Origin of the sequence: Streptomyces sp. CCM_MD2014, assembly GCF_000772045.1 — a bacterium.
Classification (GTDB): Bacteria; Actinomycetota; Actinomycetes; order Streptomycetales; family Streptomycetaceae; genus Streptomyces; species Streptomyces salinarius.
Map to the genome: position 1 here is coordinate 3,673,165 of NZ_CP009754.1, position 25,623 is coordinate 3,698,787.

Consider the following 25,623-nt stretch of genomic DNA (forward strand, 5'->3'; position numbering starts at 1 on the left):
TGAGACGCGGGGTGGGGTTTTCCTCAGTGCGTCCCGGCGGTCCACCTCATGGCGCCGCGCCGCGCCGCACGGCACGCTGACGTGTATGACCGAACGCCTCTCGACATCGAGCCTCGCCCGGGCCACCGGCGCGGCGGCCGACGACCGCCTGCCGCCGGCCCGTTTCGCCTACGACCGGCACACCTGGAAGGAGATCGCCCACCTGCTGGCGAACTTCCCGGCGGCGCTGCTCGGCTTTGTCTACGCCGTGACGATGCTGTCCGTCGGTATGGGGCTGACGGTCACGGTGATCGGGCTCCCGCTGCTGGCGGCCGGTCTGCTGGGCGCGCGGCAGTTGGGCAAGCTGGAGCGGGCGCGGGCCCGGGCGCTGCTCGGAGTGCGGGTGGACGAACCGAGTCCGCTGCCGTGGCGGGGCAGACGCGGCTTCTTCGCCCAGTTGTGGATGTCCTTGAAGGACCCGGTGGGCTGGCGCACGGTCCTGTACGACGTCATCCGGTTTCCCTGGGGCGTTCTCACCTTCGTCACCACCCTGACGTCGTTGTTCGTGCTGTGGCCGGTGCTCCCCTTCATCGCGCGGGCCCTCACCAACGTCGACCGGGCGATGGTGCGCGGGCTGCTGTCGCCGTCCGACGAGCTGGAGCGGCGGATCGCCGAGCTGGAGTCGGACCGGGGGGTGGTGGTCGACACGGCCGCGGCCGACCTGCGGCGCATCGAGCGCGACCTGCACGACGGGGCACAGGCCCGCCTGGTCAACCTCGCCATGGGGCTCGGCCTGGCGAAGGAGAAGCTCCTGGAGGACCCCGACGCGGCGGCGGCCATGGTGGACGAGGCGCACGGCGAGGTGAAGCTGGCCCTGCAGGAGTTGCGGGACCTGGCCCGGGGCATCCATCCCGCCGTCCTGACCGACCGGGGTCTGGACGCGGCGCTCTCCTCGGTCGCCTCCCGCTGCACCGTACCGGTCGAGGTGACCGTCGATCTGACGGAGCGCCCGGCGGCCGCCATCGAGGGCATCGCCTACTTCACGGTCTCGGAGCTGCTCCAGAACATCAGCAAGCACAGCGGGGCGAGGTCGGCCTCCGTGGAGGTGTGGCGGTCGTCCAACCGACTGCTCATACAGGTGGGGGACGACGGCCGCGGCGGCGCGCGCCTCGACGGCGGGACGGGGATGAAGGGCCTCGCCGACCGGCTGTCCGCCGTCGACGGTCTCTTCGTCGTCGACTCGCCGGAAGGCGGCCCGACGACGATCACGGCCGAGCTGCCGTGGCGCGACCGTACGCGGGCCGACACGGCCGGCTCCGCGCCCGGAAGGTAGGGAAAACCCCCCTCCCCAGACGCCGACGGGCTCCATTGGCCGGGGCGGCGGGGTCCAGGAGGGTGGAGGTACGACAGCTCAGCCGTAGGGCGACGAGGAGAGGGACGGCACCGATGGCCACGGATTACGGACAGAGTTACGGACTCGGACACGGGTCCGGCTTCCCCGGGGACACCGGTGCGCGGCGTCACCGGCTGCCGGTGGGGCTGCGGGCGCCGTTCGAGGCTCGCAGCTGGCGAGAGTTCGGCTATGTGCTGGCGGGTCTGCCGGTCGGCATCCTGCTCTTCACCTACGCGGTCACGATGGTGTCGCTGGGGGCGGGCCTGCTCGTGACGTTCCTGGGCGTGCCGGTGCTGGCGGCCGCGCTCGCCGGGTGCAGGGGCTTCGGGGCGATGGAGCGGGCGCGGGCCCGGGCCCTGCTGGGGCTGCGGGTGTCCGACCCGGAACCGCTGCGGCTGAGGAAGCAGGGTGCGATGGGCTGGATGGGGGCCGTACTCAAGAGCGGCGTTTCATGGCGGAGCCTGCTGTACGCGCTGGTGCAGTTCCCGTGGTCGGTGTTCTCGTTCGTCGTCGCCGTGAACTTCTGGGCGGTGGGGTGGGCGATGCTGACGTACCCGCTGTGGTTCTGGGTGTTCCCGATGTACGCCGGCCAGGACGGGCTTCAGCTGTACGGCGACGAGACGCACCGGGTCTACCTCGACAACCCGTTCGAGATCACCGTGACGGCGCTGATCGGGCTGCTGGTCACGCTGGCGACGCCGTGGCTGGTACGGGCGTTGACGACCGTGGACCGGGTCATGGTGCACGGGCTGCTCGGGCCGTCCCGGCTGGCGACGCGGGTCGTGGAACTGGAGTCGGACCGGGGGGTCGTGGTCGACACGGCCGCGGCCGACCTGCGGCGCATCGAGCGCGACCTGCACGACGGGGCACAGGCCCGCCTGGTCAACCTCGCCATGGATCTGGGGCTGGCCAAGGAGAAGCTGAAGGAGGACCCCCGGGCCGCGGCCGTCATGGTGGACGAGGCGCACGGCGAGGTGAAGACGGCACTCCAGGAACTGCGGGACCTCGCTCGGGGCATCCACCCCGCGGTGCTGACCGACCGCGGTCTGGACGCGGCGCTGTCGGCGGTCGCCTCGCGCTGCACCGTGCCGGTGCGGGTGGAGGTCGACCTGGCCGAGCGCCCGGCGTCGGCGATCGAGGGCATCGCCTACTTCACGGTCTCGGAGCTGCTCCAGAACATCAGCAAGCACGCGCGGGCCACGTCGGCCGCGGTCGAGGTGTGGCGGGTGGAGAACCGGCTGCTGCTCCAGGTCGTGGACAACGGCGTGGGCGGCGCGCACGCGTCCGCCGGCTCCGGGCTGGCCGGCCTGGCGGAGCGGCTCGACGCGGTGGACGGGATCCTCGTGGTGGACTCACCGGCCGGAGGGCCGACGCGGGTCACGGCGGAGCTGCCGTGGCGGACCGAGCCGACCACCGTCTGAGCCGCCCGAGGCCCGACATCGGGCCTCGGTGGGGTACCGGCCCCGGCACCCCGCCCGCCCCGGCCCCGGCTCCCGTCCCGGCTCAGGCACCCGCGCCGGGCCGGGCGCTGGCCGGTGACCCCGGCCCGGCGCCGCCGCTCGGCCCCGGCGCGACCCGGGCCGCGCGCAGGCGGAGGCCGCCACCGGGCGCCAACCGCTGCCGATCGGCTCGCCCCAGCATCTCCTCCTCCCCCCCCTTCCCCCCCCGCCTCCCCTCCCCGGCTTCTCCCCGTCGGCCTACACCCCCGGGCCGTCCCGGCTGGTTCGGCGTGGTCGAGAACCGGCCATTGTGCGGCCGAACCCGGACCGGCGCCCAGGGCTTCCCGTTCCCTTTCCGTTGCCTGAAGGCGGGCATCCCGCCTCGGATGCTGGGATGCTGGACCTGTCGCACGGACGGTTCGTGGACGCGGCGCGGGCCGCGCGGACCGTGGGGTGCACGGGCTGTGGGGGGCCGAGGATCGTGGAGGACAGGGTGCGGGTGGTCATCGCCGAGGATTCAGTACTGCTCCGAGAGGGGCTGACCCGGTTGCTGACCGACCGCGGGCACGAGGTCGTGGCCGGTGTCGGCGACGGTGAGGCACTGATCAAGACCATCACCGAGCTGGACGCGCAGGGCGAGCTGCCGGATGTCGTGGTGGCGGACGTACGGATGCCGCCGACGCACACCGACGAAGGGGTACGGGCCTCGGTGCGGCTGCGCAAGGCGCATCCCGGTCTCGGCGTGCTGGTGCTGTCGCAGTACGTGGAGGAGCGGTACGCGACGGAGCTGCTGGCCGGTTCCAGCCGGGGCGTCGGCTATCTGCTCAAGGACCGGGTGGCCGAGGTGCGGGAGTTCGTGGACGCGGTCGTGCGGGTGGCACAGGGCGGCACGGCACTGGACCCGGAGGTGGTCGCGCAGCTGCTCGGGCGCAGCCGCAAGCAGGACGTGCTGGCGGGGCTCACCCCGCGCGAGCGGGAGGTGCTGGGGCTCATGGCCGAGGGCCGGACGAACTCGGCGATCGCCCGGCAGCTCGTCGTGAGCGACGGGGCCGTCGAGAAGCACGTCAGCAACATCTTCATGAAACTGGGTCTGTCCCCCAGCGACGGTGATCACCGCAGGGTGCTCGCCGTACTCACGTATCTCAATTCCTGACATCGGCGGCCCACGCCTCGGAAGCACCGGCCCTGCCCGGTCCCCCGGTGCTCATCCGGACGAATGAGAAACCGGAGGACGGCAGGGGTGCGTCCTCGCCGGTGCCGGGGGCGGGAAGCCTTGGAAACACAGGGCTGCGGGCCGTCTCGAAGTCGTGTCCATCATGCGAATGTCCACCGGAAGTCATGGCGTGCGGACGTAGTGTTGATCCCGGGACGGTCGGTGGGAGACCAGTCCCCGGACAGCCGTCCCGAGGGAGGTCCAGTAAGTGACCAGCCAGGTCAGCAGCCCAGCGGAGCAGACCGACGGAGCCGACGAGACCGTCGTGGGAGCGCAGCGCAAACCGGCCGGGGCGAAGGACGTCCGCCGGCTCGACCGGGTGATCATCCGGTTCGCGGGGGACTCGGGCGACGGGATGCAGCTCACCGGCGACCGTTTCACCTCGGAGACGGCGTCGTTCGGCAACGATCTGTCGACGCTGCCGAACTTCCCGGCCGAGATCCGGGCACCCGCCGGCACCCTGCCGGGTGTCTCGTCCTTCCAGCTGCACTTCGCCGACCACGACATCCTCACGCCGGGCGACGCGCCCAACGTGCTGGTGGCGATGAATCCCGCCGCGCTGAAGGCGAACGTCGGCGACCTCCCGCGCGGCGCGGAGATCATCGTCAACACGGACGAGTTCACCAAGCGGGCGATGCAGAAGGTCGGCTACGACACCTCTCCGCTGGAGGACGGTTCCCTCGACGGCTACCGGTTGCATCCGGTGCCGTTGACGACACTGACCGTCGAGGCGCTCACGGAGTTCGACCTCAGCCGCAAGGAGGCCGAGCGCTCCAAGAACATGTTCGCGCTCGGGCTGCTGAGCTGGATGTACCACCGGCCCACCGAGGGCACGGAGAAGTTCCTGAAGTCGAAGTTCGCGAAGAAGCCCGACATCGCCGCCGCCAACATCGCGGCCTACCGCGCGGGCTGGAACTTCGGTGAGACCACGGAGGACTTCGCGGTCTCGTACGAGGTGGCACCGGCGGCGACGGCGTTCCCGCCCGGCACCTACCGCAACATCTCGGGGAACCTGTCCCTGGCCTACGGACTGATCGCCGCGTCCCGGCAGGCGGACCTGCCGCTGTTCCTGGGCTCGTACCCGATCACCCCGGCCTCGGACATCCTCCACGAGCTGAGCAGGCACAAGAACTTCGGCGTGCGCACCTTCCAGGCGGAGGACGAGATCGCCGGGATCGGCGCGGCGCTCGGCGCGGCCTTCGGCGGCTCGCTGGCGGTGACGACGACGAGCGGTCCGGGTGTGGCGCTCAAGAGCGAGACGATCGGGCTCGCGGTGAGCCTGGAGCTGCCGCTGCTGGTCGTGGACATCCAGCGCGGCGGCCCCTCCACCGGGCTGCCGACCAAGACGGAGCAGGCCGACCTGCTGCAGGCGATGTACGGGCGCAACGGCGAGGCGCCGGTGCCGGTGGTGGCCCCGCGCACCCCGGCCGACTGCTTCGACGCCGCCCTGGAGGCGGCCCGCATCGCCCTGACCTACCGCACACCCGTCTTCCTCCTCTCCGACGGCTACCTGGCCAACGGCTCCGAGCCCTGGCGGATCCCCGAGCCGGACGAACTTCCGGACCTGGCGGTGCGGTTCGCGCAGGGCCCCAACCACACCCTGGACGACGGCACCGAGGTGTTCTGGCCGTACAAACGCGACCCGCAGACCCTCGCCCGGCCCTGGGCGGTGCCGGGCACCCCGGGTCTCGAGCACCGGATCGGCGGCATCGAGAAGCAGGACGGCACCGGCAACATCTCGTACGACCCGGCCAACCACGACTTCATGGTCCGTACCCGGCAGGCCAAGGTCGACGGCATCGAGGTCCCCGACCTGGAGGTCGACGACCCGGACGGCGCGCGGACGCTCGTGCTGGGGTGGGGCTCGACGTACGGCCCCATCACCGCGGCCGTGCGCCGGCTGCGCACCGCCGGTGAGGAGATCGCCCAGGCCCACCTGCGTCACCTCAACCCCTTCCCCGCCAATCTCGGCGCGGTGCTGCGGCGGTACGACAAGGTGGTGGTCCCGGAGATGAACCTGGGTCAGCTCGCCACCCTGATCCGGGCGAAGTACCTGGTCGACGCGCAGTCCTACAACCAGGTCAACGGCATGCCGTTCAAGGCGGAACAGCTCGCCACCGTCCTGAAGGAGACCATCGATGGCTGACACCAACGCACTGCTCCAGCTCGTGCCGAAGGCCGAGGGCAAGCAGTCCATGAAGGACTTCAAGTCCGATCAGGAAGTGCGCTGGTGCCCCGGCTGCGGCGACTACGCCATCCTCGCCGCTGTGCAGGGCTTCATGCCCCAGCTCGGCCTGGCGAAGGAGAACATCGTCTTCGTCTCCGGCATCGGCTGCTCCTCCCGCTTCCCGTACTACATGAACACCTACGGGATGCACTCCATCCACGGCCGCGCCCCCGCCATCGCCACCGGGCTCGCCGCCTCGCGCCGCGATTTGAGCGTGTGGGTCGTCACCGGCGACGGCGACGCGCTCTCCATCGGCGGCAACCACCTGGTCCACGCCCTGCGCCGCAACGTCAACCTCAAGATCCTGCTGTTCAACAACCGGATCTACGGCCTGACGAAGGGCCAGTACTCCCCGACCTCCGAGGTCGGCAAGATCACCAAGTCGACGCCGATGGGGTCGCTGGACGCGCCGTTCAACCCGGTCTCCCTCGCCCTCGGCGCGGAGGCGTCCTTCGTCGCCCGGACCGTCGACTCGGACCGCAAGCACCTCACCGAGGTCCTGCGGCAGGCCGCCGAGCACCCGGGCACGGCCCTGATCGAGATCTACCAGAACTGCAACATCTTCAACGACGGTGCCTTCGAGGCCCTCAAGGACAAGGAGCAGGCCGAGGAGGCGGTGATCCGCCTGGAGCACGGGCAGCCGATCCGCTTCGGCACCGACGGGGCCAAGGGCGTCGTACGGAATCCGCGCACGGGTGACCTGGAGGTCGTCACCGTCACCGCGGACAACGAGGCGGACGTCCTGGTCCACGACGCCCACGCCGCGTCCCCGACCACGGCTTTCGCGCTCTCCCGCCTCGCCGACCCGGACACCCTGCACCACACGCCGATCGGTGTGCTGCGCTCGGTCGAGCGCCCGGTCTACGACACGCTCATGTCCGAGCAGCTCGACACCGCCGTCGAGCAGAACGGCAAGGGCGACCTCGCCGCGCTGCTCGCCGGCAACGACACCTGGACGGTCGTCGGCTGACGCGGCCAGCACGGCACGAGGGAGGGGCCCGGACGGTAATCGTCCGGGCCCCTCCGGCTTACGTAAGGGTAAGTACCTTACTTCAAAGTGGGCACTTTCCTGTGGTTAGCGCTTCCCTTAGGGTTAGTGGCAACGCACCCCCACTAGGAGCACTGAAACCATGAGCATCGTCGTCACCGGAGCCACCGGACACCTCGGCCGCCACGTCGTGCGGCAACTGCTGGAGAAGGTGCCGGCCGACCGGGTCACCGCGGTCGTCCGGGACCGCGACCGGGCCGCCGACCTCGCCGCCCTCGGGGTACGGCTCGCGGTCGCCGACTACAACGCCCCCGAGACCTTCGACGGCCTGTTCACCGCCGGCGACCGGGTCCTGCTGATCTCCGGCAACGAGTTCGACAAGGGCCGCGTGCGGCAGCACACGGTCGTGATCGACGCGGCGAAGAAGGCCGGCGTGGCCCTGCTCGCCTACACCAGCGCCCCCGAGAGCCTCAAGGCGGCGCTCGCCGACGACCACCGCGCCACCGAGGAGGTGCTGGTCGGCTCCGGCGTGCCGTACGTGCTGCTGCGCAACGGCTGGTACCACGAGAACTACACCGAGCAGCTCGCCCCGGTCCTGGAGCACGGCGCCGTCGTCCAGGCGGCCGGCGAGGGCCGGGTCTCCTCCGCCTCCCGCGCCGACTACGCGGCCGCCGCCGTCGCGGTGCTGACCGGCGAGGGACACGAGAACACCGCTTACGAGCTGGGCGGCGACGAGGCGTGGAGCTTCGCCGAGTACGCCGCCGAGCTCAGCCGGCAGACGGGCAGGGAGATCGTCTACAACCCCGTCTCCGTCGAGGCCTACACCGGCATCCTGACCGGCGCCGGGGTGCCCGGACCGCTCGCGGACGTCTTCGCGGGCGTGGACGCCGCCATCGCCAAGGGCGAGCTGGTCGTCTCCACCGGCGACCTGTCCCGGCTGACCGGCCGCCCGACGACGCCGCTCGCCGAGGCCGTCGCCGCCGCACTCAAGGGCTGACCCCCGGACCCCGAGGGCCGCCCACCCGCCTGTCATGACCGTATCGCGGTACGGACATGACAGACGGCCGGGTGCGGCGCTACCTTCGTCCTGGCATGCCTCCCCGTCTCCGGCATGCCGTGTGCGAGAAGGAGGTGCCCGTGGCCGGGTCGTCCAGGAGTGAGCAGCGCATAGGCCTGCTGAACGGCATCGCGGCGTACGGGATGTGGGGGCTCGTCCCCCTGTTCTGGCCGCTGCTCAAGCCCGCCGGGGCCGGTGAGATCCTCGCCCACCGGATGGTGTGGTCCCTCGCCTTCGTCGCCGTCGCCCTGATCTTCGTACGGCGCTGGGCCTGGGCCGGCGAGCTGCTGCGCCGGCCCCGCAGGCTCGCCCTGGTCGCGGTGGCCGCCGGGGTCATCACCGTCAACTGGGGCGTCTACATCTGGGCCGTGAACAGCGGCCACGTCGTCGAGGCCTCGCTCGGGTACTTCATCAACCCGCTGGTCACCATCGCGATGGGCGTGCTGCTGCTCAAGGAGCGGCTGCGGCCCGTGCAGTGGGCGGCGGTGGGCACCGGATTCGCGGCCGTGCTCGTCCTCACCATCGGCTACGGGCAGCCGCCGTGGATCTCCCTCTGCCTCGCCTTCTCCTTCGCCACGTACGGCCTGGTGAAGAAGAAGGTCAACCTCGGCGGCGTCGAGTCGCTCGCCGCCGAGACGGCGATCCAGTTCCTGCCGGCGCTCGGCTACCTGCTGTGGCTGGGCTCGCAGGGCGAGTCGACCTTCACCACGGAAGGTCTCGGGCACTCGGCCCTGCTCGCCGCGACCGGCATCGTCACGGCGATCCCGCTGGTCTGCTTCGGCGCGTCGGCGATCCGCGTGCCGCTGTCCACGCTGGGGCTGCTGCAGTACCTGGCGCCGGTCTTCCAGTTCCTGCTCGGCGTGCTGTACTTCGGCGAGGCCATGCCGCCCGAACGCTGGGCCGGCTTCGGACTGGTCTGGCTGGCGCTGACGCTGCTCACCTGGGACGCGCTGCGCACGGCTCGCCGGACCGCGCGGGCTCTGCGGGAGCAGCTGGACCGGGCGGGCGCGGGCGTCGCGCCGGTCAAGGGGGACGCCGCCGCGCGGGAGCAGGGCGTCGTGGCCTCCGGAACGCCGGCCCCCGCTTCCAGCGTCTCCCCCGCCGGCCCCGCCGCCCCGGCTGCCGCACATGCGTCGGACTCGTCGGACGCGTCCGAGCAGCACGACGTCGGGGCGGCCAAGCCGTAGCTCCCTGCGGGGTGCCGGGTCAGCGCCGCTCCGGTGGCTGCCGCGCGCGGTGCGCCCGTACCTTCTCCCGGTTGCCGCAGTGTTCCATCGCGCACCAGCGGCGGCGTCCGGGGCGTGAGGTGTCGACGAACAGCAGATAGCAGTCGTGGGCGCCGCACTCGCGGATGCGGTCCGCGTACGGACCGGTGAACAGCTCGATCGCGTCGCGCGCCACCGTCGACAGCAGGCGGGCGCCCGTGGCACCCGGGGCCCAGCCGCGGGTGCCGTCGGGTTCGAGGCGGCTGACGAGCGGGGGCTCGGCCGCCGCGGCGTTGACGGAAGCGAGGTGGCCGGGGTGGAGCGGCTGTCCGTGGGCGCGGTCGGCGGTGAGGAGGAAGAGGGCGTCGCGCAGGGTCCTGGCCCGTGCCACGTCCGTCCGGTCCACGGTCAGGTCCAGCCCGTCCGGCAGCCGACTGCGGTCGGCCCAGGTCACCAGGTCGGCGGGCTCGTGCAGCACCTCCCAGCGCGCGAAGGCGCCGGGTCCTCCGGTCGTCAGCAGTTCGAGGCAGAGCGCACCCGGGTCGAAGCGGTACGGCTTGCCCTCGTGGGACACGAGCGTCAGTCCGGGTGGACGCCCCGGGGACGGCCTCGCGGCTTCCCGCCGATCCGTTCCCGGTCGTGCCGCCCCCGCCCGCCGTTCCGGCGGTTTCGGCGATTCCCCCACGCGCTCCCTCATGAAACCAGTATAAGTGGTTACATGACATCGACCTCGAGGCCCGCCCCTCTGCATTTCAAGATCGTCGTCGACGCGGCCGCCCCGCACGCACAGGCGGACTTCTGGGCCGCGGCCCTCCACTACGAGGTGGAGGACAACAGCGCGCTCATCGAGAAACTGCTGGGCTTCGGGGCGGTACCGGCGGAGCTGACCGTCGAGTCCCACGGGCGGCGCGCCTGGCGGGACCTGGCCGCCGTACGGCACCCCGACGACCCGGTCCAGGAGGAGAGCGGCACCGGGCTGGGGCGGCGGCTGCTGTTCCAGCGCGTGCCGGAGACCAAGACCGGCAAGAACCGGCTCCACCTCGACGTGCACGCGGCGGACGGGCGGCGCGAGGAGGAGGTCGCCCGACTGCAGGCACTGGGGGCGAGTGTGCAGCGCCAGGTGAAGGAACCGGGCGGGGAGTGGGTGGTGATGACGGACCCTGAGGGGAACGAGTTCTGCGTCCACTAGGGACCGGTGCCGTCCGAGGCGGGTCCGGAGGACTCCGGTATGCGCGACTCCGTGGCCGGATAGCGGTCTTGACGGCGGGTCAGTCACGCCCGCACCATCCAGGCACCCCATTCACTGCGGAGTCCTCCCCCAGGGACCCCCTAGGAATCCGGAGCCCCCCACATGAAGCTCCTCCTTTCCGGACGCACGCTGACGGCCGCCGCCGTCGCCGTCGCCACACTGGTGACCGGCGGTTCCGCCGCCGGCGCGGCGTCCGCGCCGGCGCACCCGGCGGCCGCCGCGGCGCCCGACATACCGCTCGCCAACGTCAAGGCCCACCTGGCGCAACTGCAGTCGATCGCCACGGCGAACGGCGGGAACCGCGCCCACGGCCGCGCCGGCTACCAGGCCTCGCTCGACTACGTGAAGGCCAAGCTGGACGCCGCCGGGTTCACCACCCGCGTCCAGCGGTTCACCGCCTCCGGCCGCACCGGCTACAACCTGATAGCCGACTGGCCCGGCGGCGACGCGGATCAGGTTGTCATGTCCGGGTCACATCTGGACAGCGTCACCTCCGGGCCCGGCATCAACGACAACGGTTCCGGCTCGTCCGCGGTCCTGGAGACCGCGCTCGCCGTCGCCCGGTCCGGCTACCAGCCCGGCAAGCACCTGCGTTTCGCCTGGTGGGGCGCGGAGGAGCTGGGGCTCGTCGGCTCCCGCTCCTACGTCAACAGCCTCGGCTCGGCCGAACGCGCGAAGATCAGCGGCTATCTGAACTTCGACATGATCGGCTCCCCCAACCCCGGCTACTTCGTCTACGACGACGACCCCGCGATCGAGCAGACGTTCAAGGACTACTTCACCGGCCTCGGCATCGCCACGGAGATCGAGACCGAGGGCGACGGCCGCTCCGACCACGCGCCCTTCAAGAACGCGGGCGTCCCCGTGGGCGGCCTCTTCAGCGGCGCCGACTACCGCAAGACGTCCGCGCAGGCGGCCAAGTGGGGCGGCACCGTGGGCCAGCCCTTCGACCGCTGCTACCACTCGTCCTGCGACACGACCGCCAACATCGACGACACGGCCCTGGACCACAACAGCGACGCCATCGCGTACGCGGTCTGGGAACTGTCGCGGTAGGAACCGGCGGCCCGCCCGGGTCCGGGTCAGCCCACCTGGGCACGGGCGCGGGCGCGTTCGGTGAGGCGGCCCATACGGGTGCGGGCGGACTCCAGTTCCTCGGCGTCCTCGGCGGCCGGGCCGTCCTCGGCGGCGAGTTCGCCCCACAGGCCGACCAGGTCGTGCCCCAGCTCCAGGCCCCGTGCGGGGTCGCGTACGCCGCGCCAGGCGGTCGCCGCGCTCTGCACATTGCCGTACGCGGCCTCGGCGTCGCCCGACCGCCGGTGTATCCGGGCCAGCTCCAGGGAGAGCTCGAAGGCACGGTCCGGGTCGCCCGACAGGTAGGCGATGTACGCGGTGAGTTCGCGGAGCCGGAGTACCTCGGGGTGCTCCGGCCCCAGCGTGGCCGAGGCCTCCGCCACCGTCCGCTCCGCCAGCCGCGCCGCGGCCTCCGTACGGCCCTCCTTGACGGCCTCGTTGATTCGGGCCGTCGGCTCCGCGAGCAGCGCGGGGGCGGTGGCGTCGCCCGGCGCGGTGAGCGGCGCGTCCCCGAGCACGGCCTCGGCCACGGCGTCGAACCCGCGGGCGGGGGTGGGCTTCGGGTCCGGGTCGGACCAGGGGTCGGGGCGGGGGCCGGGATCCGGGGCGGGGGCGGCCCCCGTGGACACGGGTGCGGGTGTGGGTGTGGGTGCCGCGGGTGCGGGGTCGGCGGGTGGCTTCGGTTCGGCGGATGCCTTCCGTTCGTCGCCCTTCCGTTCGTCGCCCTGCCGGGCTCCGACGACCGGGCCGGGTACCGGCAGCGGCTCGGCGTCTTCCGGGGCGCCGGTCGTGGCTGCACCGTCCATGCGGGGCGGCGGACCGAAGACACCCGTCGGCGGTGCCACCGTGCCGGGCGGCGTGCCCCCGGCCGGTTCCGGCAGGGCACGGAGCGTGAAGGTCGGCGCGCTGTCCCCGGCCGGTTCCGGCAGGGCGCGAAGCGTGAAGGTCGGCGCGCTGTCCGCGGCCGGTTCCGGCAGGGCGCGAAGCGTGAAGGTCGGCGCGCTGTCCCCGGCCGGCGCCACCGAGCGCAGGACGCGCGTGCGCCGGTCCTGCCGTACGGAAGCCTCCTCGGGTTCCTCCAGGGCCGGGTCCGTCGGCATCGGGTCCGCCGCGAGGTGGCTGGAGCCGTCCGGATCGACCCGGAGGGGGACGGAGTAGCCGACGCGCCGGTCGTGGATGGTGGCGAGGACGGGACGGCCGGCGGCGAGGGCGAGGCGGTGGAGGCGGTTCAGGACGGCGTTCTGGATCTCCTCGCCCGGGGCCGCGACGACCAGTGCACCGTCGACCGAGGCGCCGCGCACGCCGGGGCCCCCTTCCGGTACGCGGACGTCGATCGGCGTCGCCGCGGAATCGGGCGAGCGCTCGGCGTGCTCGTGCTCCCACTGGTTGTCGCTGCCGAGTCGAGACATCGCTCCCCCACTCATCGGCGGCTTCCGTCGGCGGTGTGCGTTCCCTGCCGTCCAGAGCCTGTCATGCCTGTCGTGCACCTACCGTCGAGTCTCTCCGCTCGCTCCCGGTTCTCACGTCACCGGGGTGTCACAGGCTCGTTCCAGGTGCGGGGAAGCCGTCGGCGGGCAGGCACGCCCGTCGGCGGCTTCCCGGCGGATCAGCGGCCGGACGGGCCTCGGCGGGCTGGGGACGGGGGCGCCGGTGAGGCCGGGCGAGGGGTTCCGGCGGCCGTGCGGAGGGTGTTCGCACGGGCCGCGGAGAGGGCCGTGAGGTGGGCGGGCACGGTGGTGCCGAGACGGGCCGCCACGGCCCGCGGCATGCGCGCGGCCCGGGACAGGTCGCCCTGGACCTGCGACCGGAGCAGGGCGGTCTGCGCCAGCCGCGCGCCCTGCCGGTCCCCCGAGGCGGACACCCCCGCCGTGCTCACGACCGCGCGTACGGTCGCGGGCCGCACGGGGATCGGTGCGGCGCCCCGGGCGGGTGCTCCCGGCGGGCCGCCGCCCGGCGAGCGCAGTGCCGCCGCCCGCGACGCACCGGGGTACGCCTCACTGCCGCCCGCCCCCGCACGTCCGTGCCGGGACGGGCCGCCGCCAGGTGTGACGGTGCGCCAGCTCGCGGTGCCGGTCAGTTCGTTGAACGTCACCTCGACGCGCGGGCGCGGCGAGCGCCTCAGGGCGGCCTCCCGCCGAGGGCTCCGGTTCCGCTGCTCGACGGGAGAAGCGGCGGCCGGGCCGGACCGCCCCGGTGGGCCCGGACGAGTGAAGGGGCCACGCGGGGACGGCGTGCGGGGGCGGCCCCCGCCCGGGCCCGGGGCGGCGTCACCGGTCCTGCGCACGCGGTCCCTCCGTTTCCCTCGGGCCTTCGCCCACGCCGCGCGCCCGCTCGGCGAGGCGTCCCATCCGGGCCCGGGCTGCCTCCAGTTGGGAGGGGTCGGCCGCCGCGGCACCGCCCGCCGCGGCCATCGCGTCCCACAGCGCGATCAGTTCGTGTCCGAGGGCCAGCCCCAGCGCGGGATCCCGCAGCGCCCGCCAGGCGGCCGCCGCGCTCATCACGTTGCCGAAGGCGCCCTGGTCGTCGCTGCCCCGGCGCACCCGGGCGAGCGCCATGGACAGCACGAAGGAGCGGTGTGCGTCGCCGGCCAGGTAGGCGATGTAGGCCGCGAGTTCCCGCAGCTGCAGCACCTCCGGGTGCTCGGCGCCCAGCCGCTGCACCGCGGAGGCGATGGTCTGCTCCGCCATGGCGGCGGCCGACTCGATCCGGCCCATGCGCACGGCCTCGTTGATCCGCTGGACGGGCTCCGCCAGCAGGGACGGACTCCTGGCATCCGCCGGCGCCGGGTCCACCGGCGCCGCCCGCCCGGACGACGGCGCCTCGGACCGCTCCTCCGGCCGAGCCTCCGGCCGGGTCTCGCCCCGTGCCCCGGGACGCGGGTCGGGATTCGCCTCCGCCGCCGGGACCGGTGCCGTCGCCGTGCCCCGTTCGGGCTCCCGCACCGCGGGAAGCGGTTCGCCGGGAGCAGGGTCCGGCACCGCGCGCAGGGCCCTCGTCGACTTGTCCCGGACGGGCTGCGCCGAGGCCGCGACGGCCCTGAGCGGCATGGTGGACGGCTGCTCGCGCACCACCGGCTGCTCGCGCACCACCGGCTGCTCGCGCACCACCGGGTGCTCGTCCGGCACGGCTGCGGCCGCCGGCCCGCCGACCGCCTGGGCGCGCTCGGAGACGTGCTCCTCGGCCACGGCCCGCGCGGCCGCCACCACGTCCCGGGGCAGGGGGACGGGCTCCCCGGCGAAGGCACTGGACCCGTCCGCCTCGACGCGGACGGGCGTGAGGTAGCCGATCCGCTCGTCGTGCACGGCGGCCGCGACGGCGTGACCGGTGGCGAGCACCAGGCGGTGGAGGTAGTCCAGCACGGCGCTCTGGACGCTCTCACCCGCACCGGCGACGACCGGCAGGCCGCCCACGGTGGCTCTCCCGTCGGCCGTGACGCGCACCTCGATGGGCTTGAGTCCGGAGGCGGGCGCCTGTTCCCGTGCGGCCTGGCTCTTCCGCCGCTTGTTCTCGCTGCGACTGAATCTGGGCATCGGTTCCCTCACTGCCTGGGATCGTCGGACGGTGAACCGGCGGTCGCCGACATGCTCGGCGAGGGTGGTCTCGCCGCCTCGACGACCGTCACGTCGTCCACGCGCCACGGCTTGCCGACCGCCGCGCGCACCAGCTTGACGTAGGCGTTGAGGCGGGGCCCGGTTCCCTCCCAGCCGTCCCGGCCGTGCGCGGTGCCGGACACGACCAGGGACCGGTAGGCGATCCGTTCCCCGTCCGGCGGGGCGTCGTCCTCGAGCTCGCTGGTCACGTCCACGGTGGTCCAGGCCCGGTGGCGGGCCCAGGTGATCCACTCGTTCCCGGGGCCGCCGGCGGGCCGGTACCCGCGCTCGGCCGCCGCCTTGCGCTCCGTGCACCACCGGACGCCGCGCAGCACCGCGTCCTGGGGGCTCGTGTCGTACTCGGTGTCGTAGCCGTAGGTCGTCTCGGCCCAGGCCGTGGAGACCGCCGTGGCGTCGTTCTCGTCGACGACCCCGGTGTCGGGCACGTGCGCGTCGGGTCCCAGCGGCTTTCCGGGCGGCACCGGTGCCTTCGGGGCGATGGACGGCTGCACCGATCCGGTACCGGCACCGCCGGCGCCGGTTTCGCGGTGGTCGGACAGGCCGCACCCGGAGAGCAGGGCGAGGCCGGTGGCCACCGTGAGCGCGGTGGCCGCGGACCTTCGTAGGGCCCGTGCGGAGTGTTTTCTCATCGTGTCCCCCTGGCCTGTGCCGTCACTTCAACCCCAGCCATGGTGCGGGATCGACGTAGTCGCCGTTCTGTATCACCTCGAAGTGCGCGTGCGGACCGGTCGAGTAGCCCGTGGAGCCCACCGCGCCGACCTGCTGGCCCACCTTGACGCGCTGCCCCACCGAGACGCTGAAGGCCGACATGTGGTTGTACGTGGTCGACACCTCCTTGCCGTCGATGGTTCCGTGCGAGATGACCACCCGGTTGCCGTAGCCGTTGGACCAGCCGGCGAAGGTGACCTTGCCGTCCCGTGCGGCCAGGAACGGCGTGCCCTGTGTCGCGCCGAAGTCGATGCCGGTGTGCAGCTTGTTGACGTGCAGGATCGGGTGGAAGCGCATGCCGTAGGGCGAGGTGACGGGCGGGTTGCCGCGCAGCGGCATGGCCATCCGCTGCCCCGGCGGCACCTTGCCCGGCGGGTCGTCGACCGACTCGTACTTGGGTATCAGGGACTTGATGCGGGCGACGTAGTTGCGCGTCTCGGTGTACGGCGGGATGCCGTGGTACTGCTGGACCGCTCCGGGGCCCGCGTTGTAGGCGGCCAGGGCCAGGTCCAGCGTCTCGCCGGAGGCCTCACCCCGCTTCTTGTAGCCCTCCACCTGTTCGGCGAGCGCGCAGTCGTAGCGGCCCTGCGCCATGATCGCGTCGCCGGGGTCGTAGGGCGACACACGCCCGTTGCCGTCGTCGTCGCGGCCCCACGTCTTCCACGTGCCGGGCATGAACTGGGACAGGCCCTCGGCGCCCACCGGGGACACCGCGTTCGGATTCCAGCCGGACTCGGCCTCGATCTGCGCGGCCACGACGGCCGGCTTGATCACGTCGCACAGGGCACCGGCCTTGAGCACCCACGGAACGTACTGCGCGGGCACGGCACCGCCCTTCAGGCCCCCGCCGACCCCGCTGCCGGCGCCGCCGCCCGCGGCACTCGAGCCGCCGCTGACCGCGACCATCATGATCACGGGTGTCAGCACCAGGGCGACCGAACCGCCGATCACCCAGGCCGCCGCGCTTCCCCCGTTCTGCGACATCAACCCCCCTCGGGTCCAACTCCGGTCGTGAAAAGACTGCTTGAGTCTCCCCGCAGGCGATGCCCCGGCAGGTCACCGCTTCGTCACAGACTCGTCCCAGAGCCTCACAGGGTGTTATCAGCCACCCGGTCATCAGTGATGATCACACGGTGTTCCGCTGAACCGACACGGGGGGAGATTTGGCGGTGAGCAGCAACGCGCTGACGGGACCGGAGATTTGGACTCGCGGTCCCCTCGACGGGGGCGCCCCGTCGCAGGACGCCGGCCCGGACCCCCGAGCGGCGCCGCCGGCCCGGCAGTTGGCCTGGGTCGGCGCGCACGGAGGCGCGGGCACGTCCACCCTGGCGACCGTCCTCGGCGGCGTCGACGGCGGACGCACCTGGCCCCGGCCCGAGCAGGGGGAGCCCGACGGCGTACTGCTGGTCGGCCGTACACACGCCGCCGGCCTGCAGGCGGTCTCCCGCGCCCTGGACGTGTTCCGGCGCGGGGAGCAGCCGCCGGGCCTGGAGCTCGTCGCCGTGGTCCTGGTCGCGGACGCGCCGGGGCGCCTGCCCCGGCCGCTGCACCAGCGCATCAAGGTCATCGGCTCGGTGGCGGACGTGTACCGCGTGCCCTGGACGCCGGCGTGGCGCACCGGGGACCTGAACGTTCCGGCGCCCAAGGAGACGGCCGCGCTGGCCGCCCTGCTGGCCGCCCCACCCGTACGCATGTCATGAGGAGTATCCGATGAGCACTGGAACGACGGCCGTACTCGCCGTCGGTGCGGACGTCACCCGTGAACTCGACACGGTGCTGGGCTGGATGGCCTGGCTGGTCACCTGTGCCGGCGTCGCGGGGCTGATCATCGTCGGGACCCGCATGGCGCTCGCCGTGAAGACGGGCGACGTGGAGGAGCACCTGCGGGAGTTCCTGACGGTGATGGGCGCCTGCGTCATCGGCGCCTCCGCGGGGCCGCTGGTGTCGTTCCTCCTGAACGGATGACGGGACAACGGGCCGCACGACGGCACTGACACTGACACCAGCACCAGCACCAGCACCAGCACCAGCACCAGCACCAAGAACGAGTCGGCACCAGGTCGGCAGGCGGACGGGCACCTTCCCGTCTCGAATGCCACGTACATGTCACAGCGTGGTGCTGATTCGTCACACGACATGGCGCGACGCCACGGGGATCACAAGACTCACGTCGACGCCGCCGGCCGGCACCAGTACCGGCCGAATCACAGGAAACAGCGTTCATCTGATCGGCCGTCAGGCCGACCGCATCGGGGAGAGACCATGTTGGACACGCTCGTCACCAAGGCACACCGGACCATAGTCCTGGCGGACGGTGACGTACCGAACCCCACCCGCGACGCTCCGGGCGCGCTCACCGGCAAGGTCGACACCGTGCTCGGCATCCTGGCCTGGGCCGGTACCGCGGCCGGCGTCGCCGGCGTGCTGATCACCGGCGCCATGATGGCCATCTCCATGCGCCGCGGCGAGGGTTCCGAGCACATGGGCCGCCTCGGCATGGTGCTGGGCGGCTGTGTCCTGGTGGCCACCGCCGGCCCCGTCGTCACCTTCGTCTTCGGCTGACGCGCCCCGCGTCCCAACAGAGAGAAGTACCGACATGGTGAACCCCGGTCGATCCCGAGGGGGCAGCGGGGAGTGGGAGAAACCCTTCTGGCAGCAGCGGGGCTGGATCCTGTCGGCCGGGTTCCTGGCGACGCTGCTGGTCATCGGCCTGATCGCGCTGATGAGCAGCGGCGGCACGTCGGACCGCGCCGACGGCGGTCCGACGCCGCCGCCGGCCACACCCACGCCGAGCGGCAGCGGGAAGCCGGATGCCCGGCCCGCGGGCTGCCGCACCGACGACAGCGACCAGACCAGGCCGACGGCCGTTCCCGAGGACTTCGAGTGGAAGGCCAACGGAACGGGCCTCGTGCCGGTCTCCGAGACCGCCGGTCCGCGCACCTACGACGGCCCGGTCTGGTCCTGCTACGCGCACACCCCGACGGGTGCGGTGCTCGCCGCCCAGGCCATCACGGACCACTTCAGCTATCCGGGCTGGCGTGAGGTGATGGAACGGCAGGTCGTCCCCGGCCCGGGCCGCGACGCGCTGGTCTCCAGCCGCTCGCAGGAAGAGGACAAGCCCACCTCGGGCAAGGCCGACGCCGGTGGTTACGCGGGCTTCTCGATCCTGGCGTACGACAAGGAAGAGGCGACAGTGATGCTCCTGCTCCGCGGACCCAACGCGGGTGTGTACGGCACGGCCTCTGTCACCGTGCGGTGGCACGAGGGCGACTGGAAGATCGTGCCCGGTGCCGACGGTTCGGTGTACTCCGGCATGGCGCAGGTGAGTGGCACCCAGGGCTTCGTCACCTGGGAGGCCTGACATGGCCTGTACCTGGAAGGTCTACGACTGTGTGGGCGAGGGCCTGGAGTGGGGCCTCGGCGAGATCGGCGAGGGCGTCACCAGCGGAGCCGTCGAGGTGTTCGCCAAGGCCATCGGCGAGGCCGCGTCCGAAGTGCTCAAGTCGCTCAACGGCGTGTGGCTGGGCATCAAGGCCGGCGAGACCGGCGGCCCCATCAACACCATTCAGGGCGAGCTCAACTGGCTGGTCGGCTACGTGGCCGTGGCCTCGCTGCTGATGGCGGCGATACGGATGGCCCTGGACCGCCGGGGCCAGTCCATGAAGGTGGCCTTCATGGGCATGTGGAAGGTACTCCTCGCCGGGGCCATCGCGGTCCCGGCGGCCGGGGCGCTGATGCGGGCCTCGGACGCCTATGCCGAGGAGGTCTACGCCAAGTCCGACCTGGGCGGCCAGGCCTCCGAGCTGCTCGGCGTGATGACCCTGGGCCAGCCCGGTCTCGTGCTGGTCTTCGGTCTGCTGGTGATGTTGTCGGCGTTCGTCCAGATCGTGCTCATGTACATCCGCATCGGCGTCATGATCATGCTGATCGGCACCCTTCCGCTGGCCGCGTCCGCCTCCATGACCGGATGGGGTGAGGGCTGGTGGAAGAAGCACGTCGGCTGGCTGGCCGCCTGGCTGCTCTACAAACCCGCCGCCGCGCTCATCATCTTCTCGGCGACGGCGATGACCGAGGACGCCAGGGGCACCAAGGACCTCACCCGGACCATCGCCGGCATGGGCATGCTGATCCTGGCGGTCTTCGCCCTGCCCGCGCTGCTCAAGCTCATCGTCCCGGCCACCGCGGCACTCGGCGGCACCTCCGGCGGCACGGTCACCCTCAACGCCGTCAACAACCTCGCCAGCGGCGCCGTGAGCATCGCGGGCGGATCCGCCGGCGGGGGCGGCGGGGGCGGGGGTGGCGGCGGAGGCTCGTCCGCGGCCCCGCAGGGCTCCCCGTCCGCCGGGGCCGGAGCGGGCGGTGGCGGAGCCGGAGCAGGCGGCGGCGCCGGAGCCGGGGGCGCGGGGGGCGCCGCGGGAGGTGCGGGAGGCGCCGCGGGAGGTGCGGCTGCCGGAGCGGCCACCGGCGGAGTGGCACTGGCCGCACAGGCCGCCGCGGTCGTCGTGCAGACCCAGGTCGCCGCAGCCTCGGAGGTCGCCAACTCCCTGGACGACAACGACGGGATGAAGGGCCACAACCAGTAGCCGGCCGGGGCGCGGGGACGGGGCCGGGGCCGGGACGCCCTCCCGGCCCGGCTCCCGCCCCGCCTCCCGGCCCGTGTCCCACCGCCGCGTTCCAACGCCGCGTCCCACCCGCCCGACCACGCCGCTCACCAAGCAGAAGCCGGAAGAAGGAAAACCATGTCCACCGACGCCATGACGCGTCCCACCTACGGGAACTGGCGGCGGCCGCGCCGCCCCGGTCTTGGCCCGCTGGGCCTGCTCGGCACCGTCGTCGCCTTCGGCGGGCTCCTGCTGGCGCTGCTGGCCTCGCTGGTCTCCCTGATGCTCGCCGTCGCCGTGCTCGTCCCGGTCGGGATCTTCCTGGCCCCGCTGGCGCTGCGCACCGCCGACGGCCGCAACGTCTACCAGGTCCTCGCCGTCCGCATCGGCTGGATGAGGCGCAAGGCCAACGGCTCGACCACCTACGTCTCCGGCCCGCTCTCGCGGCGTCCCGGCGGACGCTTCCAGCCCCCCGGCCTCCTCGCCCGCACCAAGATGCACGAGGGCCGGGACGCCTACGACCGTCCGTTCGCCGTGCTCCACCACCCGGGCCGCAACCTCTACACGCTCGTCATCGGCTGCGATCCGGACGGCGGCTCGCTCGTCGACCCCGAGCAGGTCGACATCTGGGTGGCGTCCTGGGGCGACTGGCTGGCCCGGCTCTCCCACGAGCCCGGTCTGCGCGGCGCCCAGGTCGTGGTCGAGACCGCCCCGGACACCGGCACCCGGCTCGCGGCCGAGGTCCTGCCGCGCATCACGCCCGACGCCCCGGCCGCGGCCCGTGCCGTCATGGAGGAGGTCGTCGAGCGCTATCCCGCCGCCTCGTCGGAGATGCACACGTACGTCGCCCTCACCTACGGTCCGACCACCGGGCCCAAGCGCAGCACCGACGACGTCGTCACCGACCTGTCCATGCGGCTGCCGGGCCTGCTGTCCGGCCTGATCGCCGCCGGTGGCGGCTCCGCCTACCCGCTGTCGGCGGAACGCCTCGCCGAGATCGTGCGCGTCGCCTACGACCCCGCGGTCGCCCCCGACGTCCTCAGCACCCGCGCCGAACACACCTCGACCGGCATCGAGTGGGACGACGCGGGGCCGGCCGCCGCCGTCGAGACCGTGAACGCCTACAAGCACGACTCCGGCGTCTCCCGCACCTGGATGCTGACGCTCGCGCCGCGCGGCACCGTCCGCTCCAGCGTGCTGCGCGGCCTGCTGGAACCCGCGGCGGGCACCCGCCGCAAGCGGATCTCGCTGATCTACCGGCCGATCGACCCGGCGACCTCCGCCCGCATCGTCGAGTCCGACCGCCGCTCCGCCCACTTCATGGCCGGCTCGCGCGGCGGGCTGGTACAGGCCCGCGCCAGCTCCGAGGTGCGGGCGGCCGAGCAGACGGCGGCCGAGGAGGCGTCCGGTGCCGGACTGGTGGAGTTCTCGCTGATGGCCACGGTCACCGTCGACTCCGAGCAGGACCTGGAGGACGCGGCGGTCACCATGCGCAACCTCCAGGCGTCCTCCCGCATCGTGCTGCGTCCCGCCGACCGGATGCAGGCCTCGGCGTTCACCTGCACGCTGCCCGTCGGGCTGCTGCCGTGGGAGCACACCCTCGTTCCGTACCAGATCCGGGAGGCCCTGTGAGCAAGCAGAAGCAACCGCCCCGCGCGCCCACCGTGCCCGCGCGCGGCTGGCCCGGCCCCGGCGGCGGCCAGGTCGCCCATGTGGACCCGCCCGCGATGTGGCGGGCGACCACCGTGCAGGCCTGCGGTCTGTGGCCGTTCGCGGCCGGGTCGGGCGCCCCCATGACCGGCGTGCCGCTCGGCCAGCACCTGCAGACCGGTGCGACGGTCTGCGGCGACCCCATCTCCTGGTTCACCCGGGCCCGTTACATCTCCAACCCCTCCCTGTTCATGCTGGGCATGCCGGGCCTGGGCAAGTCGACGCTGATCAACCGGATGCTGATCGGCCTCACGGCGACCGGCGTCACCCCGCTGGTGCTCGGCGACCTCAAGCCCGACTACGCGGACACCGTGCGCGCCCTCGGCGGCCAGGTCATCTCCATCGGGCGCGGCGTCGGCGGCATCAACGTCCTCGACCCCGGCGCCATGGGCGAGGCGGCGGTGCGGCTCGGCGGCGAACGCGGCCGGGTCCTGGCCGCCGAGGCCCACGGCCGGGTGCTCAACATGGTCGCCGCGCTCATCACCATCGTCCGCGGCCGGCCCATGGACGACCACGAGCAGTCGGTGCTCTCCGCCTGCCTGCACCACCTCGTGGACCGCACCGAGCGCGGCCGCGCCCCGCTCCTGCCCGACCTGCTGCGGGTCCTGGACGAGGGCCCCGACCGGGTGCGCGCCGTCACGCTCGACCGGGGCGACATCGGCCGCTACCAGGAGGCCGTCGACCCGCTGCACCGCTCGCTGCTCGGCATCCTGGACGGTCCGCTCGGCGACACCTTCGCCACCGAGACCTCGACGCGGATCGACCCCGCGTCACCGGCCGTCTGCGTGGACATCTCCCGCATCGGCGAGGCCGACACCCAGCTCACCGCGGCGGCGATGCTCGCCGCCTGGTCCGACGGGCTCGGCACGGTGGCCGCCGCGCACGCGCTCGCGGACGCCGGACTCGCCCCGCAGCGCTGGTTCTTCACGGTCCTGGACGAGCTGTGGCGACCGCTGCGCGCCGCCTCCGGCATCGTCGAGCGGATCGACGCCCTGACCCGTCTCAACCGCTCCCTCGGACTCGGCGACGCCAAGATCACCCACACCCTCAAGGACGCCGAGGCGCTGGGCAGCGAGGCCGACCGGGCCAAGGCGCGGGGCTTCGTGGAGAGGGCCGGCATGGTCGTGTGCGCGGGGCTGCCGCGCACGGAGATGCGGGAGCTGGGCGAGATCGTCGGCATGTCGGAACGCGAGATCGAACTGGTCTCCTCCTGGTCGTCCCCGCCGGGCTGGGCGGGCACCGGCATCAACGAGGAGCCGCCGGGCCGGGGCCGCTTCCTGATCAAGGTCGGCGGACGCCCCGGCATCCCCATCAAGGTGTCGATCACCGACACCGAGCGCGCCCTGCACGACACCAACACCCGCTGGACCGGCAACGAGCTGAACCTCGCCAAGCAAGGGGAGGGAGCGAGATGAGCACGCGCCCCACGCGCAAGGGCCACGGCACCGGGGACGACCTGCTGGCGTGGATCATCCCGGCCGTGGCCGTCCTCGTCGGCGGCGTCTTCGCCGGCGCCTGGCTGGGCGGCACGCTCGGCGCGGCGCTGGCCGGCGGCGGCTGGCACCCGCCGCCGTTCACCCTGTCCAGCCTGGCCACCCTGGTCCAGGACGGCCCGGGGGCACTGTGGCCCGACGCGTCGAGCGGTGCGGTGACGGCCGGCATCGCCGTGCTCTTCGGCGTGTTCCTCGCCCTCGTGGTCACCGTGGTGGTCCTGGTGCGCGGCCGCGGCCGGCGCCCCGACGGTCTCGCCGGCCGCAGGGAACTGGCCGCACTGCTGCCCAAGGGCGCCGGGGCCCGGGCCAGGGAACTGCGCCCGTCCCTGTCCAAGGCCGCCAGGCTGGAACCCGACGAGACCGGCAACCTGCTGGGCGACCTGGAGCCGAACGGCCCCGAACTGCGGTCCAGTTTCGAGGACGTCGAACTGGACCTGATGGCCCCGCGTGCGGGCAAGTCCACCGGCATCGCCGTCCCCCGCGTCCTGCGCGCCCAGGGCAGCGTCCTGCTGACCTCCAACAAGTCCGACGTCTACAGCGTCACCCGGGCCGAACGCGAACGCACCGGCCGGGTCTGGGTGTTCGATCCGCAGGGCATCGCGCACACCCACCGCGGCATGTGGTGGGACATGCTGGCCGACGCCGCCACCATCGAGGGCGCCCGGCGCCTGGCCGGCCACTTCGTCGGCGCGGTCAACGACGACGCCTCCAAGCGCGACTTCTGGATCTCGGCGGCGCAGAACACGCTCACCGCGCTCTTCCACGCCGCCAACCGCGGCGGGCGCGGGGTGACCGACGTCCTGTCCTGGCTGGCCGACCCGGCCGACCGCACCCCCGTCGACCTGCTGCGCGACGCCGCCATGCCGGCCCTCGCCGACCAGTTGCAGGGCACCGTGCAGGGCGCCGTCGAGACCCGGGACGGCATCTACGAGACGGCCCGCCAGTGCGTGGCCTGCCTCCTCGACCCGGCCATCGCCGCCTGGGTGACGCCGGACGCGGCGGTGCCGCAGTTCCGTCCGGAGCAGCACGCGCTGTCCCGCGACACGCTGTACCTGCTCTCGAAGGACGGCGGCGGCTCGGCGGCGGGCGTCATCGCGGCGGCGGCGGACTCGGTGCTGCGCGCGGGTGTGGTCGCCGCCGAGCGGCTGGGCGGCCGCCTCGACCCGCCGATGACGGCCGTGCTGGACGAGGCCGCCAACGTCTGCCGCATCTCCGACCTGCCCGACCTCTACTCCCACCTCGGCTCGCGCGGCATCAACATCGTCACGCTGCTGCAGAGTTACCGGCAGGGCGTACGGGTCTGGGGCGAGGCCGGGATGGACGCGCTGTGGGGCGCCGCCACCATCAAACTGCTGGGCGCCGGACTGGACGACGCCGACTTCGTCGAGAAGGTCTCCCGGCTGGTCGGCGAACACGACGTGTCGACGGTCAGCGTCTCCCGCAGCAGGGACGGCCGGTCGCGCTCCACCTCCTACCGCCTGGAGCGCATCATGCCCGCCGACCGCATCCGCGCCCTGCCCAAGGGCACCGCGCTGCTGCTGGCCACCGGTGTCCGGCCGGCCCTGGTCCGGCTCCGCCCCTGGTACGCCGAGCCCGGTGCCGACCGCATCCAGGCCGCCGCCCAGGCCGAAGTGAAGGCCATCACCGCCCGAGCCGCAGAAAAGGCGTTCCCGTGA

23 protein-coding genes are annotated in these 25,623 nt (G+C 73.0%); 17 read left to right on the forward strand and 6 right to left on the reverse strand.

Annotation, left to right across the window (positions count from 1 at the left end; genetic code table 11):
* Positions 1-85: 85 nt before the first annotated feature.
* The 7 genes from NI25_RS16060 to rarD all read left to right on the forward strand — a co-directional run bounded on the left by NI25_RS16060 (position 86) and on the right by rarD (position 9,483).
* Positions 86-1,312, forward strand: coding sequence for a sensor histidine kinase (locus NI25_RS16060; protein WP_061443106.1), 1,227 nt, complete (start codon positions 86-88; stop codon positions 1,310-1,312).
* Between the two features lie 113 nt (positions 1,313-1,425).
* Entirely contained in the window at positions 1,426-2,793 is a 1,368-nt protein-coding gene (locus tag NI25_RS16065; RefSeq protein WP_061443107.1) for a sensor histidine kinase, read from the forward strand.
* A 511-nt stretch (positions 2,794-3,304) separates the two neighbouring features.
* Positions 3,305-3,964 (forward strand): response regulator transcription factor, encoded by a 660-nt coding sequence (locus tag NI25_RS16070; RefSeq protein ID WP_007443820.1) that lies wholly within the window; start codon positions 3,305-3,307, stop codon positions 3,962-3,964.
* A gap of 268 nt (positions 3,965-4,232) precedes the next feature.
* On the forward strand, positions 4,233-6,170 hold the full coding sequence (locus NI25_RS16075) for a 2-oxoacid:acceptor oxidoreductase subunit alpha (protein WP_061443108.1): 1,938 nt from the start codon (positions 4,233-4,235) through the stop codon (positions 6,168-6,170).
* Positions 6,163-7,221 carry a 2-oxoacid:ferredoxin oxidoreductase subunit beta gene (locus NI25_RS16080; RefSeq protein WP_061443109.1) on the forward strand — a complete coding sequence of 353 codons (1,059 nt, stop codon included), beginning with the start codon at positions 6,163-6,165 and terminating at the stop codon, positions 7,219-7,221. The genes NI25_RS16075 and NI25_RS16080 overlap by 8 nt, the downstream gene beginning before the upstream one ends.
* Positions 7,222-7,381: 160 nt before the next feature.
* Entirely contained in the window at positions 7,382-8,236 is an 855-nt protein-coding gene (locus tag NI25_RS16085) for an SDR family oxidoreductase (RefSeq protein ID WP_061443110.1), read from the forward strand.
* 140 nt (positions 8,237-8,376) lie between these two features.
* Positions 8,377-9,483, forward strand: coding sequence for an EamA family transporter RarD (rarD, locus tag NI25_RS16090; protein ID WP_233520736.1), 1,107 nt, complete (start codon positions 8,377-8,379; stop codon positions 9,481-9,483).
* 19 nt (positions 9,484-9,502) lie between these two features.
* Here the strand turns inward: rarD and NI25_RS16095 are convergent, their stop codons facing one another.
* Complete coding sequence (locus NI25_RS16095; protein WP_061443112.1) at positions 9,503-10,075, reverse strand: CGNR zinc finger domain-containing protein; 573 nt, start codon at positions 10,073-10,075, stop codon at positions 9,503-9,505.
* A 144-nt stretch (positions 10,076-10,219) separates the two neighbouring features.
* Between NI25_RS16095 and NI25_RS16100 the strand changes: the two genes are divergently transcribed.
* The gene (locus tag NI25_RS16100) at positions 10,220-10,690 is read left to right on the forward strand and encodes a VOC family protein (protein ID WP_061443113.1); all 471 of its coding nucleotides are present in this window, start codon (positions 10,220-10,222) and stop codon (positions 10,688-10,690) included.
* Positions 10,691-10,852: 162 nt separating this feature from the next.
* On the forward strand, positions 10,853-11,806 hold the full coding sequence (locus NI25_RS16105; protein ID WP_061443114.1) for a M28 family metallopeptidase: 954 nt from the start codon (positions 10,853-10,855) through the stop codon (positions 11,804-11,806).
* A 26-nt stretch (positions 11,807-11,832) separates the two neighbouring features.
* On the opposite strand, the gene NI25_RS16110 is transcribed toward NI25_RS16105, so the two are convergent.
* The 5 genes from NI25_RS16110 to NI25_RS16130 all read right to left on the reverse strand — a co-directional run bounded on the left by NI25_RS16110 (position 11,833) and on the right by NI25_RS16130 (position 17,127).
* The gene (locus tag NI25_RS16110; RefSeq protein WP_061443115.1) at positions 11,833-13,233 is read right to left on the reverse strand and encodes a tetratricopeptide repeat protein; all 1,401 of its coding nucleotides are present in this window, start codon (positions 13,231-13,233) and stop codon (positions 11,833-11,835) included.
* 197 nt (positions 13,234-13,430) lie between these two features.
* Positions 13,431-13,916 carry a hypothetical protein gene (locus tag NI25_RS40495; RefSeq protein ID WP_061443116.1) on the reverse strand — a complete coding sequence of 162 codons (486 nt, stop codon included), beginning with the start codon at positions 13,914-13,916 and terminating at the stop codon, positions 13,431-13,433.
* A 175-nt stretch (positions 13,917-14,091) separates the two neighbouring features.
* On the reverse strand, positions 14,092-15,354 hold the full coding sequence (locus NI25_RS16120) for a hypothetical protein (protein WP_061443117.1): 1,263 nt from the start codon (positions 15,352-15,354) through the stop codon (positions 14,092-14,094).
* An 8-nt stretch (positions 15,355-15,362) separates the two neighbouring features.
* Positions 15,363-16,064, reverse strand: coding sequence for a hypothetical protein (locus NI25_RS16125; RefSeq protein ID WP_199560927.1), 702 nt, complete (start codon positions 16,062-16,064; stop codon positions 15,363-15,365).
* A 22-nt stretch (positions 16,065-16,086) separates the two neighbouring features.
* Positions 16,087-17,127 carry a peptidoglycan DD-metalloendopeptidase family protein gene (locus NI25_RS16130; protein WP_061443119.1) on the reverse strand — a complete coding sequence of 347 codons (1,041 nt, stop codon included), beginning with the start codon at positions 17,125-17,127 and terminating at the stop codon, positions 16,087-16,089.
* A gap of 185 nt (positions 17,128-17,312) precedes the next feature.
* On the opposite strand from NI25_RS16130, the gene NI25_RS16135 reads away from it, so the two are divergent.
* From NI25_RS16135 to NI25_RS16170, 8 genes are all read left to right on the forward strand, one after another.
* Positions 17,313-17,843 (forward strand): DUF6668 family protein, encoded by a 531-nt coding sequence (locus NI25_RS16135; protein ID WP_061443120.1) that lies wholly within the window; start codon positions 17,313-17,315, stop codon positions 17,841-17,843.
* Between the two features lie 10 nt (positions 17,844-17,853).
* Positions 17,854-18,108, forward strand: coding sequence for a hypothetical protein (locus NI25_RS16140; RefSeq protein WP_061443121.1), 255 nt, complete (start codon positions 17,854-17,856; stop codon positions 18,106-18,108).
* Positions 18,109-18,405: 297 nt separating this feature from the next.
* A complete protein-coding gene (locus tag NI25_RS16145; protein ID WP_061443122.1) occupies positions 18,406-18,705 on the forward strand; it encodes a hypothetical protein in 300 nt (99 codons plus the stop codon).
* A gap of 34 nt (positions 18,706-18,739) precedes the next feature.
* Positions 18,740-19,504 carry a hypothetical protein gene (locus NI25_RS16150; protein WP_061443123.1) on the forward strand — a complete coding sequence of 255 codons (765 nt, stop codon included), beginning with the start codon at positions 18,740-18,742 and terminating at the stop codon, positions 19,502-19,504.
* Position 19,505: 1 nt separating this feature from the next.
* Positions 19,506-20,726: a hypothetical protein gene (locus NI25_RS16155; RefSeq protein WP_061443124.1), complete on the forward strand. Its 1,221-nt coding sequence runs from the start codon at positions 19,506-19,508 to the stop codon at positions 20,724-20,726.
* A 156-nt stretch (positions 20,727-20,882) separates the two neighbouring features.
* Positions 20,883-22,376 carry an SCO6880 family protein gene (locus NI25_RS16160; protein WP_061443125.1) on the forward strand — a complete coding sequence of 498 codons (1,494 nt, stop codon included), beginning with the start codon at positions 20,883-20,885 and terminating at the stop codon, positions 22,374-22,376.
* 95 nt (positions 22,377-22,471) lie between these two features.
* On the forward strand, positions 22,472-23,869 hold the full coding sequence (locus tag NI25_RS16165) for an ATP/GTP-binding protein (protein ID WP_061446941.1): 1,398 nt from the start codon (positions 22,472-22,474) through the stop codon (positions 23,867-23,869).
* Positions 23,866-25,623, forward strand: a complete 1,758-nt coding sequence (locus tag NI25_RS16170; protein ID WP_061443126.1) for a type IV secretory system conjugative DNA transfer family protein — start codon at positions 23,866-23,868, stop codon at positions 25,621-25,623. Before NI25_RS16165 ends, NI25_RS16170 begins: the two co-directional genes overlap by 4 nt.

What these genes read in the sequence shown, in the direction of transcription:
- NI25_RS16170 (WP_061443126.1), top strand. Translation starts at nt 23,866, where the DNA reads ATGAGCACGCGCCCCACGCGCAAGGGCCACGGCACCGGGGACGACCTG.
- NI25_RS16105 (WP_061443114.1), top strand. Translation starts at nt 10,853, where the DNA reads ATGAAGCTCCTCCTTTCCGGACGCACGCTGACGGCCGCCGCCGTCGCC.
- NI25_RS16065 (WP_061443107.1), top strand. Translation starts at nt 1,426, where the DNA reads ATGGCCACGGATTACGGACAGAGTTACGGACTCGGACACGGGTCCGGC.
- NI25_RS16060 (WP_061443106.1), top strand. Translation starts at nt 86, where the DNA reads ATGACCGAACGCCTCTCGACATCGAGCCTCGCCCGGGCCACCGGCGCG.
- NI25_RS16085 (WP_061443110.1), top strand. Translation starts at nt 7,382, where the DNA reads ATGAGCATCGTCGTCACCGGAGCCACCGGACACCTCGGCCGCCACGTC.
- NI25_RS16120 (WP_061443117.1), bottom strand. Translation starts at nt 15,354, where the DNA reads ATGCCCAGATTCAGTCGCAGCGAGAACAAGCGGCGGAAGAGCCAGGCC.
- NI25_RS16110 (WP_061443115.1), bottom strand. Translation starts at nt 13,233, where the DNA reads ATGTCTCGACTCGGCAGCGACAACCAGTGGGAGCACGAGCACGCCGAG.
- NI25_RS16165 (WP_061446941.1), top strand. Translation starts at nt 22,472, where the DNA reads ATGTGGCGGGCGACCACCGTGCAGGCCTGCGGTCTGTGGCCGTTCGCG.
- NI25_RS16155 (WP_061443124.1), top strand. Translation starts at nt 19,506, where the DNA reads ATGGCCTGTACCTGGAAGGTCTACGACTGTGTGGGCGAGGGCCTGGAG.
- NI25_RS16150 (WP_061443123.1), top strand. Translation starts at nt 18,740, where the DNA reads ATGGTGAACCCCGGTCGATCCCGAGGGGGCAGCGGGGAGTGGGAGAAA.
- NI25_RS16100 (WP_061443113.1), top strand. Translation starts at nt 10,220, where the DNA reads ATGACATCGACCTCGAGGCCCGCCCCTCTGCATTTCAAGATCGTCGTC.
- NI25_RS16080 (WP_061443109.1), top strand. Translation starts at nt 6,163, where the DNA reads ATGGCTGACACCAACGCACTGCTCCAGCTCGTGCCGAAGGCCGAGGGC.
- NI25_RS16130 (WP_061443119.1), bottom strand. Translation starts at nt 17,127, where the DNA reads ATGTCGCAGAACGGGGGAAGCGCGGCGGCCTGGGTGATCGGCGGTTCG.
- NI25_RS16160 (WP_061443125.1), top strand. Translation starts at nt 20,883, where the DNA reads ATGTCCACCGACGCCATGACGCGTCCCACCTACGGGAACTGGCGGCGG.
- NI25_RS16140 (WP_061443121.1), top strand. Translation starts at nt 17,854, where the DNA reads ATGAGCACTGGAACGACGGCCGTACTCGCCGTCGGTGCGGACGTCACC.
- NI25_RS16145 (WP_061443122.1), top strand. Translation starts at nt 18,406, where the DNA reads ATGTTGGACACGCTCGTCACCAAGGCACACCGGACCATAGTCCTGGCG.
- NI25_RS16125 (WP_199560927.1), bottom strand. Translation starts at nt 16,064, where the DNA reads ATGAGAAAACACTCCGCACGGGCCCTACGAAGGTCCGCGGCCACCGCG.